At 63.5% G+C, this 14,162-nt stretch carries 15 protein-coding genes; 5 read left to right on the top strand and 10 right to left on the bottom strand.

Annotated features, from left to right (window positions below; genetic code table 11):
- Positions 1–33: 33 nt before the first annotated feature.
- From dnaB to QMB55_RS07265, 8 genes are all read right to left on the bottom strand, one after another.
- Positions 34–1,479 carry a replicative DNA helicase gene (gene dnaB, locus QMB55_RS07300; RefSeq protein WP_497588022.1) on the bottom strand — a complete coding sequence of 482 codons (1,446 nt, stop codon included), beginning with the start codon at positions 1,477–1,479 and terminating at the stop codon, positions 34–36.
- Positions 1,480–1,670: 191 nt separating this feature from the next.
- A complete protein-coding gene (gene rplI, locus QMB55_RS07295; RefSeq protein ID WP_497588021.1) occupies positions 1,671–2,120 on the bottom strand; it encodes a 50S ribosomal protein L9 in 450 nt (149 codons plus the stop codon).
- A gap of 15 nt (positions 2,121–2,135) precedes the next feature.
- Positions 2,136–2,411 (bottom strand): 30S ribosomal protein S18, encoded by a 276-nt coding sequence (gene rpsR, locus QMB55_RS07290; RefSeq protein WP_497588020.1) that lies wholly within the window; start codon positions 2,409–2,411, stop codon positions 2,136–2,138.
- A complete protein-coding gene (priB, locus tag QMB55_RS07285) occupies positions 2,404–2,712 on the bottom strand; it encodes a primosomal replication protein N (protein WP_497588282.1) in 309 nt (102 codons plus the stop codon). The genes rpsR and priB overlap by 8 nt, the downstream gene beginning before the upstream one ends.
- A 12-nt stretch (positions 2,713–2,724) precedes the next feature.
- On the bottom strand, positions 2,725–3,120 hold the full coding sequence (gene rpsF, locus QMB55_RS07280; RefSeq protein WP_497588019.1) for a 30S ribosomal protein S6: 396 nt from the start codon (positions 3,118–3,120) through the stop codon (positions 2,725–2,727).
- A 170-nt stretch (positions 3,121–3,290) separates the two neighbouring features.
- On the bottom strand, positions 3,291–5,192 hold the full coding sequence (locus tag QMB55_RS07275) for a propionate--CoA ligase (protein WP_497588018.1): 1,902 nt from the start codon (positions 5,190–5,192) through the stop codon (positions 3,291–3,293).
- Between the two features lie 41 nt (positions 5,193–5,233).
- Positions 5,234–6,463, bottom strand: a complete 1,230-nt coding sequence (locus QMB55_RS07270) for a diguanylate cyclase (RefSeq protein ID WP_497588017.1) — start codon at positions 6,461–6,463, stop codon at positions 5,234–5,236.
- A gap of 4 nt (positions 6,464–6,467) precedes the next feature.
- Entirely contained in the window at positions 6,468–7,463 is a 996-nt protein-coding gene (locus QMB55_RS07265) for an oxidoreductase (RefSeq protein ID WP_497588016.1), read from the bottom strand.
- 202 nt (positions 7,464–7,665) lie between these two features.
- Here QMB55_RS07265 and QMB55_RS07260 point away from each other — a divergent pair, with 202 nt between their 5' ends.
- The 5 genes from QMB55_RS07260 (at position 7,666) to QMB55_RS07240 (ending at position 11,154) form a co-directional block, all read left to right on the top strand.
- Entirely contained in the window at positions 7,666–8,583 is a 918-nt protein-coding gene (locus tag QMB55_RS07260) for an amino acid ABC transporter substrate-binding protein (protein ID WP_497588015.1), read from the top strand.
- A gap of 125 nt (positions 8,584–8,708) precedes the next feature.
- Complete coding sequence (locus QMB55_RS07255) at positions 8,709–9,266, top strand: transporter substrate-binding domain-containing protein (protein ID WP_497588014.1); 558 nt, start codon at positions 8,709–8,711, stop codon at positions 9,264–9,266.
- A complete protein-coding gene (locus QMB55_RS07250; protein WP_497588013.1) occupies positions 9,256–9,621 on the top strand; it encodes a glutamate/aspartate ABC transporter substrate-binding protein in 366 nt (121 codons plus the stop codon). Before QMB55_RS07255 ends, QMB55_RS07250 begins: the two co-directional genes overlap by 11 nt.
- 228 nt (positions 9,622–9,849) lie before the next feature.
- Positions 9,850–10,722 (top strand): amino acid ABC transporter substrate-binding protein, encoded by an 873-nt coding sequence (locus tag QMB55_RS07245; protein WP_497588012.1) that lies wholly within the window; start codon positions 9,850–9,852, stop codon positions 10,720–10,722.
- A 168-nt stretch (positions 10,723–10,890) separates the two neighbouring features.
- Positions 10,891–11,154 (top strand): hypothetical protein, encoded by a 264-nt coding sequence (locus QMB55_RS07240; protein WP_497588011.1) that lies wholly within the window; start codon positions 10,891–10,893, stop codon positions 11,152–11,154.
- A gap of 271 nt (positions 11,155–11,425) precedes the next feature.
- On the opposite strand, the gene QMB55_RS07235 is transcribed toward QMB55_RS07240, so the two are convergent.
- Together QMB55_RS07235 and purF are read right to left on the bottom strand one after the other, a co-directional pair.
- On the bottom strand, positions 11,426–12,628 hold the full coding sequence (locus tag QMB55_RS07235) for an O-succinylhomoserine sulfhydrylase (protein ID WP_497588010.1): 1,203 nt from the start codon (positions 12,626–12,628) through the stop codon (positions 11,426–11,428).
- Positions 12,625–14,154: an amidophosphoribosyltransferase gene (purF, locus tag QMB55_RS07230; RefSeq protein ID WP_497588009.1), complete on the bottom strand. Its 1,530-nt coding sequence runs from the start codon at positions 14,152–14,154 to the stop codon at positions 12,625–12,627. Before purF ends, QMB55_RS07235 begins: the two co-directional genes overlap by 4 nt.
- Positions 14,155–14,162 lie beyond the last annotated feature (8 nt).

The following is a 14,162-nucleotide window of genomic DNA, read 5'->3' as shown; positions in this document are numbered from 1 at the left end:
GAGCAGACCGCGCCGCCAAGGGACTCCCAACGCTCAGTACAGGTCTTCGACCTTGCCCATGCCGTGCGCCAGGCTTTCGAAGCGCGTGTATTCGCCGAGGAAGGCCAGGCGCACCGTCCCGATCGGGCCGTTACGCTGCTTGGCGATGATGATCTCGGCCGTGCCCTTGTCCGGGCTATCCGGGTTATAGACTTGGTCGCGGTAGATGAACATGATGATGTCCGCGTCCTGCTCGATGGCGCCCGATTCGCGCAGGTCGGACATCACCGGGCGCTTGTTCGGCCGTTGCTCGAGCGAGCGGTTAAGCTGCGAGAGCGCGATCACCGGCACGTGAAGCTCTTTGGCTAGGCCTTTCAAGGAACGCGAGATTTCCGAGATTTCGCTGGCCCGGTTCTCGCCGCCGCCCGGGTTGGCGCCCGTCATCAGCTGCAGGTAGTCGATGATGATGAGGCCCAGCTGCCCGCACTGGCGCGCCAAGCGCCGCGCCCGCGCGCGCAGGTCGATCGGGTTGAGCGCCGGCGTCTCGTCGATGTAGAGCGGCGCCTCGTGCATCTTGCCGAGGGCAAACGACAGCCGCGACCACTCGTCGTCATTGAGCCGACCGGTGCGCACGCGGTGCGCATCGAGCTTGCCGACCGAGGACAGCATCCGCATGGCCAGCTGCGCGCCGCCCATTTCCATGGAGAACACGGCGACCGGCAAACCGACTTCGATCGCCACGTTCTCGCCCATGTTGAGCGCGAACGAGGTTTTACCCATCGACGGACGCCCGGCGACGATGATCAGGTCGCCCGGCTGCAGGCCCGAGGTGCGCGCATCGAGGTCGCCGTAGCCGGTCGGCACGCCGGTGATGTCGGACGGATTCTCGCGGTCGTGCAGTTCCTGAATGCGATCGACGACCTGAGTGAGCAGCGGATTGATGTGCTGGAAGCCCGTCTGGCTGCGGAAACCGCTCTCGGCGATGGCGAACACCCGCGCTTCGGCCTCGTCGAGCAACTGCTTCGGGTCGCGCCCGAGCGGGTTGAGCGCGTTGCCGGCAATCTCGTCGCCGGCCGTCACCAGTTTGCGCAGGATCGCCCGGTCGCGCACGATCTCGGCATAACGCCGGATGTTCGCCGCCGACGGCGTGTTGGCCGCCAATTCGCCGAGGTAAGCGAGGCCGCCGGTCTCGCCCGATTCGCCGGCGTGGTCGAGGCTCTCGGCCACCGTGACCACGTCGGCCGGCTTGCCGCGTTCGAGCAGCCGGCGGATCTGACGGTAGATCCGGGTGTGCTCGTCGCGGTAGAAATCGGCCTCGCCGACGAGGTCCGCGATCTTGTCGAAGGCCGCATTGTCGAGCAGCAAACCGCCGAGCACCGACTGCTCGGCCTCCATCGAATGCGGCGGCACGCGCAATTGGGCAATCGCAGGATCGTCGGAGTCGGCAAACGAGCCGCTGCCCGGCTTCTTGGGGAATTTAGAATTGAACGGCTTGGCCATCGAACATCACCGGGCAAACCGGAGCGCACCGGCGCCCCGAAAAAATGGGAGTGTACCGCACCGGACGACGCTCCGCACGATGACGGCATCGCCTCCGGAAATCCGCAGGCGGAAACAAAAAAGCCCTGCACGGAAGTCCGGGCAGGGCTTCATGGCGCCGCGAGCCTTAACGCGCGGCGCTCCGGGTCGACTTACTGCTCGCCGACGATGACGACCTTGACGGTGGCCACGACGTCGGTGTGCAGCGAGACTTCCAGTTCCGACTCGCCGATCATCTTCAGCGGGCCGGTGGGCATGCGCACGGCCGACTTCTCGAGATCGAAGCCGAGCTTGGCCAGACCTTCGGCGACGTCGTGGTTGGTCACCGAACCGAACAGACGGCCATCAACACCAGCCTTACGGGCGATGGTGACGACCACGCCTGCGAACTTCTCGGCGAGCGCCTTGGCGGCGTCGAGCTTCGCGGCGGCGGCAGCCTCGAGTTCAGCGCGCTTGGCTTCGAACTCTTTCAGGGCGACCGGCGTGGCACGCTTGGCCTTGCCTTGCGGGATCAGGAAATTACGGGCGTAGCCGTCCTTGACCTTGACGAGATCGCCCAGGTTGCCGAGGTTGACGACCTTTTCCAGCAGAATGATTTGCATCGTCTTTCCTCCAGCTTATTGATGGTTGTCGGTGTAGGGCAGCAGCGCCAGGAAGCGCGCGCGCTTGATGGCCACCGACAGCATGCGCTGGTAGCCGGCCTTGGTACCGGTCAGACGGGCCGGCATGATCTTGGCGTTCTCGGCGATGTATTCCTTGAACAGGTCGACGTCCTTGTAGTCGATCTCTTCCATCTTCTCGGCCGAGAAGCGGCAGAACTTGCGCCGCTTGAACATGCCGCCGCCGCGCTTCTTGACGTTCTTGTCGTCTTTCTTTTTGAAGAACCTAGCCATTTTGCTTTCCTTCAGTAAATTCTATCGTGTTGATGTGCAGTCTCAGCTGTTTGCTGCGCTGGCTCCGCTGGGCGAGAAATCCGGTCAGCTTGACCTCGACTCCCGGCGTCGCCGCCTGCAGCCATTTCGCGTTATCCCCGAGGGCCACGGCGTGAAGTTCACACTCGATGAGCCTGGGGTGGCCTGCCTCGATCTGTTCCGAACGGTGCCCAATCACGCATTCCGTCACCGGCACGCCGGCGGGGGTGTAGCGCAGGGCCTTGCGCTCGATCAGGACGCCGGCAAGCTCGACGCGATTCAGCTGAGCCTCGACTTAGTTCGCAGCCTGTTCGGCAGCCGGAGCCGCGGCGGCCTGCTCTTCTTGAGCGTTGGCCAGCATCGAGCGCGACTTCTCTTCCTTCATCATCGGCGAAGGCGTCGTCACGGCGCGCTTCATCTTGATGGTCAGGTGGCGCAGGACGGCGTCGTTGAACTTGAAGCCGTGCTCGAGTTCGGCGAGGACTTCACCGTTGCACTCGATGTTCATCAGCACATAGTGCGCCTTGTGCAGCTTCTGGATCGGGTAGGCGAGCTGGCGACGACCCCAGTCCTCAAGACGGTGGATCTGCCCGCCGTTCGAGGTGACGAGCGTCTTGTAACGCTCGACCATCGCCGGGACCTGTTCGCTTTGGTCCGGGTGGACGATGAAAACAATTTCGTAATGACGCATGAACGCTCCTTACGGTTAAAGCCCCCCGCCATGCGAACGGTGGGGCAAGGTGGAAAAGCGGGCGATTATACTCGCAGTACGGCTTGAAAATCAATGCGTTTCCCAGACTCACGCAGCTTACGCTCAAGGCGGCCCACGCTGGCGGGCCGCCTTGCCGGGGCCATCCCCGTTCAGGCCGCCACTCGGCCCAGCGCCTGTTGCAGCTGCTCAAGCGCCGCGGGGTCCTCGATGGTCGTCAAATCACCCGGATCGCGCCCCTCGGCCAGCGCCTGGATCGAGCGGCGCAGGAGCTTGCCCGAGCGCGTCTTGGGCAGCACAGTGAGGAAATGCACGCGACTCGGGCGAGCGATCGCCCCCAGGCTGTCATCAACCTGCTTGAACACCGCCTTTTCGAGCTCGGCGCGTTTCTCGGGCGTGGCGATACTCGCCGCGTCCTTGACCACGGCGAAGGCCATCGGCATCTGCCCCTTGAGCGGATCGGCGACGCCGACCACCGCCACTTCGGCGATCGCCGGGTGCCCCTGCACCGCTTCCTCGATCTCGCGTGTGCCAAGGCGATGACCGGCGACGTTGATCACATCGTCGGTGCGCCCGAGGATGTAGTGGTAGCCCTCCTTGTCCTTGATCCCCCAGTCGAAGGAGGAATAGACCAGCGGCTCGCGGAAGAGCGAAAAGTACGTCGACACGAAACGCGCATCGTCACCCCAGACGGTCGACAGACAGCCCGGTGGCAAGGGCGGCACGATGCCGACGATGCCTTTCTCGTCGGCATCGCAGACCGTACCGTCTTCTCGGAAGACCTTGAGGTTGTAGCCGTAAACCGGAAAGCTCGGCGTGCCGTAGCGGATCTCGGTCTTCTCGATGCCCGGCATCGCTGCCAGGATCGGCCAACCGGTCTCGGTCTGCCAGTAGTTGTCGATCACCGGTTTACCGAGCGCGTTCATCATCCACTCGTGCGTCAGCTGGTCAAGCGGCTCGCCGGCGAGAAAGAGGTGCTTGAGACTGGAGAGGTCATGCTTGCGCATGTAGGCGAGGTCGTGCTTTTTCAGCACCCGTGCCGCGGTCGGCGCCGAGAACATGACGTTAACCCGGTACTTCTCGACGATCTGCCACCAGATGCCCGGATCCGGACGCAAGGGCGTGCCCTCGTACATGATCGTGCACATCCCGGCGATCAAGGGCCCGTAGATGATGTAGGAATGACCGACGACCCAGCCGATGTCGGAGGTTGAGAACATCGTCTCGCCTTCGCCACCGCAGTAGATGTAGGCCATCGAAGCTGCCAGCGCCACGGCGTAACCGCCGGTGTCGCGCTGCACGCCTTTGGGTTTGCCGGTGGTGCCCGAGGTGTAGAGGATGTATGAAGGCTCGGACGATTCGAGCCACACCACTGGCACGTCGGCGTCAAGACACTCCGCGCGCAACGCGGCGTAATCGACGTCGCGCCCCGGTACCGTGTTGAAGCCGACGTCGATGCCACGATCGACCATCAACACATGCTCGGGCTGATGCCGGGCGAGTTTAATGGCATCGTCGAGCAGGTGCTTGTAGGGCACGGCCTTGCCGCCGCGCATGCCGGCGTCGGACGAAACAATCAGCTTGGGCGTCGCGTCGTCGATGCGCGTAGCGAGCGAACCTGAGGCAAAGCCGCCGAAGACGACCGAATGGATGGCGCCGATGCGCGCGCAGGCAAGCATGGCGAACGCCGCTTCGGGAATCATCGGCATGTAGATCAGCACCCGGTCGCCCCGGCCGACGCCGAGACGCTGCATCACCGCCGCCATGCGCATCACCTCGGTGCGCAACTCGGCGAACGAATAAACGACTTCGCGCTCGGTTTCGGTGGAGATGAAGACCAGGGCCCGATCGTTCGGACGCTTGGCTGCATGCCGGTCGACGGCGTTATGACAGAGGTTGGTGCGCCCGCCGACGAACCAGCGGGCAAAGGGTGGACGCGAGTAATCCAGCGTTTTTTCGAAGGGCGTCTGCCAATCGATGCGCTGGGCCTCGGCGGCCCAGAAGGCGTCGGGATTTTCGATCGATTGCTGATGAAAGGCCTGGATGGTCGTCATACGAGATCCTTCGCGGATGCGACACACCTGCACTGGTCATACTACTTCTGCCCGGCGTCTTTTTTTCCTTGCACCAGGTCAGCACAACGTCGTTCCAAGTCCGCGAGCGGCAGTCCCATGCCGTACTCACGCTCAAGCTGCTGCAACAAAGGCAAGAGGGCGTTGAGCAGATTCGGCATGTAGGGGCGCAACTGCGCCTCCCGCCCGGTACTGATCCACTCGAGCGCTAACTCGAGGCTCATCTCCTGCCCGTCCGCAAGGCCCGGCGGAGGCGGTGCCTGCGGAGCAGCCGCGGGCGCATAAACCTCCTGACAGGTCACGATGCGATTGCCTCCCGCCTGCTGGGCCTCGCCCAGGCGCTTGGCCGCCAGCTCGATCAAAGCCCCCGCCGAAGTCACGATGTCGGCAGGACTGTTACTGACCCCAACACTGACCGAGAGGTTCAATCGCCGCCCATGCACACTGATGCTGGCCGCCGAGATCGCATCGCGAAGACGGACACCGAAGGCCGCGCAAGCCGGATAGGAAGTTCCCGGCGAAATCACCACCAACTGGCTGCCAGCGAAGTGCCCAAGGCTGTCCTCGCGCCGAACCTTGCCGCCCAGCATGCCGATGAAACGCTTCTGCAGTTCGTTGACGATCTCGTCGCCATAGGTCTCGCGTAGGGCGCCAACATTGTCGAAGCTGAGCACGACGGCGCTGACTTCGCTGCCGTGGCGCAAGGCATGCGACAAGGCCTGGGCGGCCTGGAGTTCGATGTACTTGCGGGTAAAGAGGCCGGTCTGCGGATTTTGAACGTGCTGCTCGAGGTTTTCCTGCAGATCCTGCTGCGTCCGCCCCAGGGTCAGCAGGGTCGAGACGCGCGTCAGCAGCTCTGCGGTTCCGGCGCTGCGGGCGATGAAGTCCGACGCGCCGTGATTGCGGGCACGCTCGACCGCGGCATCGTCATCGCCGGAAACCATCAGCATCGGCACACGCGCCAGACGCTGCAGGCGTGACCCACGCAAACGCTGCAACAACCCATCGCCATCAAGGACCGGCAAAGCCAGCGCGCAGATCACCAGCCGGATCGAATGATCGAGCACCAGCACCTGCCAGGCCGATTCGCCATCCGACTCCTCGCGCACGTCGAAATGCTCGCGCAAGGTCTTGCCGAGCATGGCCCGCGCCATGCGCGACTCGTCCACGATCAGGATGCGCGGCCGTTCCGACGACGAAGTCGGCAACGGAGTCGACGACAAATCGACACCCATCCCCTTTCCCTCAGGCATCGCCTCAGTCCCCACCGACCTCAACCACCACCCGCCCCTGGATCCGCCCCTCGAGGAAGTCATCGAACACGCCGGGCAATTCCACGAACTGAACCCGACGCGCCATCTGCGCCAGATGGCGCGGCCGCAGGTCGCTCGCCAGACGCGCCCAGACCTGCTCGCGACGGGCATGCGCCGTCTGGCTCGAATCGATGCCGAGCAAGCTGACGCCGCGCAGGATGAAGGGCATCACCGTGGTGTTGAGTGCGGTATCGGCCGCAAGGCCGATGCTGGCCACCGTTCCGCCGTACTGCATGCCGCTCAAAATCCAGGCCAGCACCGCACCGCCCAGGTTATCCACCGCCCCCGCCCACAGGGCTTTGTCGAGCGGCCGGATGCGCGCCAGATCGAGCTCACCGCGCAAGCGCACTTCGCTCGCCCCGAGGCCGCGCAGGTAATCGACGCTCGCGGCCTTGCCGGTCAGCGCGGTCACCTGATAACCGGCTTGCGCCAGCATGTCGACGGCCAGGCCCCCGACGCCACCGGTGGCGCCGCTGACGATCACCGGCCCGTTTTCCGGACGCAAACCATTCTCTTCCATGCGCTGGATGCCAAGCGCAGCGGTAAAACCCGCGGTGCCCAAGGCCATCGCCTCGAACAAGCTTAAGCCTGATGGCAAGGGGAACAGCCAATCGCCCGGCAGGCGCGCGTACTGGGCGTAACCGCCGTGATGCGCAACGCCAAGGTCATACCCCGTGGCCAGGACCGCATCGCCCGGCGAAAAGCGCGGGTCGGCGCTGGTTTCGACGATGCCCGCCAGGTCGATGCCGCCGACGCAGGGAAAACGGCGGATGATGCGACCGGCGCCGGTCGCCGCCAAGGCATCCTTGTAGTTCACGCTCGAGTAGGCCACGCGCACGACCACGTTGCCCGGATCGAGGCGCGTCGCGTCCAGATCAGCGAAACTGGCCTGCACCCGCCCTTCCGACTCCTCGATCAAATACCCCTTGAAGGATTCCATTCCCAACGTCTTCTCCTTGTTCCTTGCGCCGAACGGCTGCCGCCAATGGCGACCACATTCCCGAATATTACTCCCCCGCGCCAGCCGCGCAAACGACAGCGAGTGACGGGAAACACCTGCGCCCGATATCGGTTACCATACGGGACACGTGCCCGACCATGCGCGCACGTCATAATAACGAGCCTTACCGACGGGGAATTTCATGCACATCTCGGACACATCGACCCGAACTCGCACCGCATTCGCCCTGCATGCCGTTTGCGGCGCCTTGCTTATCCTCTCCAGCCTGCCGGCGACGGCCGCGAGCACCCTCGACAAGGTGGCGAAAAGCGGAGTGGTTTCGCTCGGCTATCGGGACAACTCGCTGCCGTTTTCCTACCTCAATGCCGACAAACGCCCGATCGGCTACTCGATCGACATCTGCCTCAAAATTGTCGATGCGCTCAAGCGCGAGATCAAGCGCAACGACCTGAATGTCAAATACGTGAAGGTCACCACGGAAACGCGGCTGAAATCGCTCGAATCCGGGGAAATCGACCTCGAATGCGGCTCGACCAACGCCAGCGCCGAGCGGCGCAAACTGGCCGACTTCACCATCCCGACCTACATCGCCTCGACCCGGCTGCTCGTCAAGAGTGACAGTGGCATCAAGTCGGTCTACGACCTCGCCGGCAAGACCGTGGTAATGACCAAGGGCACGACGCAGGAAAAGCTCTTCGCCGAGATCAACAAAAACCATACCCTGCGCGCCAAGACGGTACTCGGCAACACGCACGATGAATCGTTCGCCTTGCTCGAGGCGGGGAAGGCCGACGCCTTCATGCTCAACGACATCCTGCTCGCCTCGGTGCGCAGCACGTCCAAGACCCCTGACCGCTACGTCCTCACCCGCGACCCGCTGACCATCGACCCCTTGTCGCTGACCCTGCGCAAGAACGACGATGCGTTTCGCAAAATCGTCACCGGCGAAATTCACCGCCTGATCACCCAGGGTGAAATCAACGGCATGTACCGTAAGTGGTTCGAGTCGCCGATTCCGCCCAACCAAGTCAATCTCAAGCTGCCAATGAGCTACCTTTTGCGCGACTCCTTCAAGTCGCCGACCGAGTGGTTGCCGTAACGACCCAGAAACCGTTTCTGCTCCACTCGACGCTGCCTCGCCGCCATGATTCATGCACGCGACGCTGCATCACTGCGCCGCAACGCTCGCCGTTTTCAACCACTTGGATTCGAACGGAGGATGAAATGCTGTTGCAGCTCAAGGAAATCAGCCCGACCAAGCGACGCGGCTTGGTCGGTTTTCTTATCGGCATTGCCTGCCTCTCCGCTGCCGCCGCCCCGCCCACCCTCGACAAGATCGCCAAGTCCGGCAGCGTTGTTCTCGGCTACCGCGACGCCGCCGCGCCTTTCGCCTATCTCGACGAAAACAAACGCCCCGTCGGTTACTCGCTCGACATCTGCCTGAAAATCGTCGATGCCATCAAACGCGACCTCAAGCGCAACGATCTCGCCGTCAAATACGTCCCGGTCAGTGCGGCAACGCGGCTGACCGCGCTCACTTCGGGCGAAATCGACCTCGAATGCGGCTCGACGACCAGTACCGCCGAGCGCCGCAAACAGGTTGCCTCGACGATCCCCACCTTCGTTGCCGCCGTACGCCTCCTCGCGCCGAGCAAGAGCGGGATCAAATCGATCTACGACCTGGGCGGAAAAACCGTCGTCACCACCAAGGGCCAGCAGCGAAGCCCTCTTCAACGACCTCAACAAGAACCACACTCTGCGCGCCAACCTGGTGCTCGGTAAGGATCACAACGAATCCTTCGCGCTCCTCGAAGCCGGCAAGGCCGACGCCTTCATGATGGACGACGTCCTGCTCGCCACGCTCCGGGCATCGAGCAAAGACCCGGACAAATACGCGCTGACCCGCGACCCGCTGACGATCGAACCGCTTGCCATCATGCTGCGCAAGGACGACGCGGCCTTCAAGAAACTCGTGGACAGCGAACTGCACCGGGCCATCACCCAGGGGGAAATCAACACCCTCTACCGCAAGTGGTTCGAGTCCCCGATTCCGCCGAATCAGATCAACCTGAAGTTGCCGATGAGCTACCTCCTGCGCGACTCGTTCAAGGCCCCGACCGACTGGTTGCCTCAATAAACGACAGGGTCGGGGCCGTTTCTAGCCGCCCCAGCCCGCCCCCGCGCCTATACCCAAAGACATATTGCCAGCCCGGAGACGACGCCTGAGAATACTTCACTGCGTGACACGACTGCCAATTCAACGTCACGTGTTTCTGCTCGGCCATGCACCCCATTCCAATTCAATATCAGGAGCTTGCGCACGATGCTTTCACTTTTTTCGCCCCGCCCTGCCCTTTGTTGCAGCTTGGCGCTGTTGTGCCTGACCCTGGTCGCTCCCCACAAGGCGAGCGCCAGCGGAACCCTCGAGAAAGTCGCCAAGAGCGGCACTCTGGTTCTCGGCCACCGCGATGCTTCGGCCCCGCTGTCCTACGTCGATGACACGACCCAGAAACCCTTGGGTTACATGCTCGACATCTGCTACAAGATCGCCGACGCGCTCAAACGCGAACTCAAACGCCCCGACCTCGCCATCAAGCACGAACTCGTCGTCTCGTCGACACGCATCTCGTCGCTGGTCGACGGCAAGATCGACATGGAATGCGGCTCGAGCACCAGCACCCAGGACCGGCTCAAGGAGGTCGCCTTCTCGATCCCGCCCTACCTCGACCTGGGACGCGTCCTGGTGCGCAAGGATGCCGGTGTCAACAGCATTTACGACCTGGCGGGCAAGACCATCACCACGACCCGTGGCACCAGCTACGAAAAAATGGTGAACCAACTCAACGCCGACCGCTCCCTGCACGCCAAGGTGCTCCTCGCCAAGGACCACGAAGAAGCCTTTGAGAACCTCGCGCAAGGCAAGGCCCAAGCCTTCGTCATGAAGGAAGTCATCCTCGCGAGCCTCAAGGCCGGTTCGAAAAAACCCGACGATTACGTTCTCGCGCGCGAAGTTTTGGAAATCCAGCCGACCGCGATCATCCTGCGCAAGGACGATCCGGCGTTCAAGAAAATCGTCGACGGGGAAATCCTGCGCCTGATTCAGACCGGCGAAATCAACGCCATCTACAAAAAATGGTTCGAGTCGCCGATCCCGCCGCAGCAGATCAACCTCAAACTGCCGATGAGCTACCTCTTGCGCGATTCCTTCAAGTCGCCGACCGACTGGGTTCCGAAGTAAGCCGTCCGGCGCAAGCCCCCAACCGCAGGCATTTCCGGCGCCCCAGGGCGCCGGAAGTTTTTCTGAGGCACCGCAGTCGCCGCAAAGACCAAGGAACCGCCTCCCGCCCGGCCAGTCATACCAAGGCCGGTGCATTTGCGTTGGCAACACTGTGGAGGGAGGCACAACATGAAAACGATCATCTGGGTCTGCTGGCCGGCCTTCATCGCCGCCGGAATCGCCGAATCGGTCTTCTTCACCCTCATCGACCCGCAACAACTTTACCTGCTCGGGCAGCCGGTCACCCTGCCGCCCCTGACCACCTACTCCCTGGGTTTCCTGTTCTTCTGGCTGATCTGCGCCTGTGCCAGCCTGCTCACCTGTCTGATGCTGCCGAATGCGGCCCGGAAAGCGCTCGACCGCGAGACCCGGAGCGAAAATACGGCGCACTAAGGTCGGCACCGCCCAAGGGGCAATTAAGACGCGCGCTACGGCGGCGCTGCAGATCAAGCAGGACGGAGTTTGCGGAGCATCGCTCCTCTGCGCCTTAAATGGGGGGCGTGCCCGCGTTCGCGGCATGGTTTCGCCGTTGACCGACGGCTTGGCCATCTTTTTGCCGAGCCTAAAGGAAGGCGCCCGCACGTCAGCGTGGAACACAGCGGCCGAGGAAAGCTCGGCCGCGAAACGCGCTGCGCCGGGCACGAAACCCGGCGCAGATCCACGATCAGAGCTTCGCCAGCCCGCGTTCCAGATCGGCCTGCAGATCGGCAACCGCCTCGAGCCCGACCGCAATCCGCAGCAGGCCTTCGCGAATCCCGCTCGCCGCGCGCTGTTCCGGCGTGATGCGGCCGTGCGTCGTCGAGGCAGGGTGCGTGATCGTCGTTTTGGTATCCCCGAGATTGGCGGTAATCGACAGCAGTCGGCAGTGGTCGACCACCGTCCAGGCCGCGCGGCGGTCACCTTTGACTTCAAAGGCCACGATCGCCCCGCCGGTCTTCTGCTGGCGCAGCGCCAGCGCGTGCTGTGGGTGCGACGGCAGGCCCGGATAATAAACGCGCGCGACCTTGGGATGCGCTTCGAGCCAGCGGGCCAGTTCGAGCGCGGCGGCCGACTGCGCCTCCATACGCAGCTTCAGCGTCTCCATGCCCTTGAGCAAGACCCAGGCATTGAAGGCCGACAGCGTCGGACCGGCAGTGCGCAGAAACTTGAGGACTTCGTCGGTCAGCACCTTGGCACCGGCCACGGCGCCGCCAAGCACCCGGCCTTGGCCATCGATGTACTTGGTCGCCGAGTGCACGACAAGATCGGCGCCGAGTTCAAGCGGCCGCTGCAGGATGGGAGTACAAAAGCAGTTATCGACCGCGACGCGAATCCCTCGTGCCCGCGCGATGGCAACCAGCGCCGGAATGTCGGCGATTTCGGTCAGCGGGTTGGACGGCGTCTCAAGGAAAAAGAGCTTGGTTTCCGGGCGAATCGCCGCGTCCCAGGTCGAGGCATCGGTCTGCGAGACGAAGGTGGTGTTCACCCCGAAACGCGGCAGGATGGTCGAGAAGAGTTGCTGCGTCGCGCCGAACAGGCCGCTCGAGGCGACGATGTGATCGCCGGCACTGCACAAACCCATCACCAGCGACAGGATGGCCGACATCCCCGAAGCCGTGGCGACGCAGGCTTCGGCGCCCTCCAGGGCGGCCAGCCGCGCCTGAAAGGCCGTCACCGTCGGGTTGGTAAAGCGCGAATAAACGTTGCCCGCCTCCTCGCCAGAAAAGCGCGCAGCGGCCTGCGCCGCGCTCTCAAAGACGAAACTCGAGGTCAGGTAAAGCGCCTCGGCGTGCTCGCCAAACTGGCTGCGCTCCTGCCCGGCACGCACCGCCAGCGTTTCGAGGCGGAACGGGTCAGCCCCGCCCTGGGAATCGATTTCGCGTGTCATTGGCGTTCGGCGCAGGGAACGATCATCCGTTCAGTACGATGCACGGTCCCCGTCCCTTCGGCCGGCGCCGGGCGCTGGCGCTGCTGCTCGATCGCGTCGAGATACTCGGGCGTCACGTCGCCGGTCACGTACTCGCCGTTGAAACAGGAGCAGTCGAAGCGCTTGAGGTCGGCACGCAGGTCGGTGATCGACGCCTGCAGTGCCTCGAGATCCTGATAGACCAAGGCATCGGCGGCGATTGCCGCCGCGATCTCGTCGACGTTGCGCCCGGTGGCAATCAGCTCGCCGCGCGTCGGCATGTCAATGCCATAGACATTGGGGAAGCGCACGGGGGGCGCGGCCGAGGCAAAGTAGACCTTCAGCGCGCCGGCAGCGCGGGCCATCTCGACGATCTCGCGGCTGGTCGTGCCGCGCACCACCGAGTCGTCGACCAGCAGCACGCGCTTGCCCTTGAATTCCTGGCTCACGGTGTTGAGCTTCTGGCGCACCGATTTCTTGCGCGTCGACTGGCCGGGCATGATGAAGGTACGGCCGATGTAGCGGTTCTTCACGAAGCCTTCGCGGTACGGCACGCCGAGGCGCTGAGCGAGCTGCATCGCCGCCGGACGGCTCGAATCGGGGATCGGGATGACCACATCGATCTCGGACACCGGCAACTGCGCCGCCACCTTGTCAGCAAGGTATTCGCCCATGCGCAGACGGGTTTCGTACACCGAGACGCCGTCGATCACGGAGTCGGGACGCGCCAGATAGACGTACTCGAAGATGCACGGCGAGAGCTGCGGCTGGTCGGCGCATTGGCGCTGATGGAGCTGGTAGGCGTTGTCGATGAACACCGCTTCGCCCGGTGCCACGTCGCGCAGCACCTTGAAACCCAAGGTGTCGAGCGCAACCGACTCCGAGGCCAGCATGTACTCCGGACCTTGCGCGGTCTCGTTGACGCCGATCACCAGCGGGCGAATGCCGTACGGATCGCGGAAGGCCAACAGGCCGTAACCGGCGATCAGCATCACGACGGCATAGGCGCCACGACAGCGCCGATGCACGCCGGCCACCGCGGCGAAGACGGCATCGAGGTTGAGAATGTAGTCCTTGGCGTGCGTCTGCAGTTCGTGCGCAAAGACGTTGAGCAACACTTCCGAATCGGAGCTGGTGTTGATGTGCCGGCGGTCTAGGCGGAACATTTCCTCCTGCAACTGCACGGTATTGGTCAGGTTGCCGTTGTGAGCGAGGACCAGACCGAAGGGGGAGTTCACGTAGAAGGGCTGCGACTCGGCCGAATCCGAGCACGAACCGGCGGTCGGATAACGGCAATGGGCGATGCCGAAGTTGCCCGGCAAGGCGCGCATGTTGCGCGTGCGGAAGACGTCGCGCACCAGGCCCTGGCCCTTGTGCATGTGAAAGGCGTCGCCCTCGGCCGTGGCGATGCCTGCCGCATCCTGGCCGCGGTGCTGGAGCACCATCAATCCGTCATAAAGAAGCTGGTTGACCGGCGTATGCGCTGCAACCCCGAGAATTCCGCACATAAAAATTC

This window comes from Propionivibrio sp. (genome assembly GCF_041441355.1).
Taxonomy (GTDB): domain Bacteria; phylum Pseudomonadota; class Gammaproteobacteria; order Burkholderiales; family Rhodocyclaceae; genus Propionivibrio.
Note: the sequence above shows the minus strand (reverse complement) of the source record. Positions and strands in the feature narration are given on the sequence as shown.

Coding starts and splice junctions, on each gene's coding strand:
- dnaB (WP_497588022.1), bottom strand. CDS start 1,479: ATGGCCAAGCCGTTCAATTCTAAATTCCCCAAGAAGCCGGGCAGCGGC.
- rplI (WP_497588021.1), bottom strand. CDS start 2,120: ATGCAAATCATTCTGCTGGAAAAGGTCGTCAACCTCGGCAACCTGGGC.
- rpsR (WP_497588020.1), bottom strand. CDS start 2,411: ATGGCTAGGTTCTTCAAAAAGAAAGACGACAAGAACGTCAAGAAGCGC.
- rpsF (WP_497588019.1), bottom strand. CDS start 3,120: ATGCGTCATTACGAAATTGTTTTCATCGTCCACCCGGACCAAAGCGAA.
- QMB55_RS07275 (WP_497588018.1), bottom strand. CDS start 5,192: ATGACGACCATCCAGGCCTTTCATCAGCAATCGATCGAAAATCCCGAC.
- QMB55_RS07270 (WP_497588017.1), bottom strand. CDS start 6,463: ATGCCTGAGGGAAAGGGGATGGGTGTCGATTTGTCGTCGACTCCGTTG.
- QMB55_RS07265 (WP_497588016.1), bottom strand. CDS start 7,463: ATGGAATCCTTCAAGGGGTATTTGATCGAGGAGTCGGAAGGGCGGGTG.
- QMB55_RS07260 (WP_497588015.1), top strand. CDS start 7,666: ATGCACATCTCGGACACATCGACCCGAACTCGCACCGCATTCGCCCTG.
- QMB55_RS07255 (WP_497588014.1), top strand. CDS start 8,709: ATGCTGTTGCAGCTCAAGGAAATCAGCCCGACCAAGCGACGCGGCTTG.
- QMB55_RS07240 (WP_497588011.1), top strand. CDS start 10,891: ATGAAAACGATCATCTGGGTCTGCTGGCCGGCCTTCATCGCCGCCGGA.
- QMB55_RS07235 (WP_497588010.1), bottom strand. CDS start 12,628: ATGACACGCGAAATCGATTCCCAGGGCGGGGCTGACCCGTTCCGCCTC.
- purF (WP_497588009.1), bottom strand. CDS start 14,154: ATGTGCGGAATTCTCGGGGTTGCAGCGCATACGCCGGTCAACCAGCTT.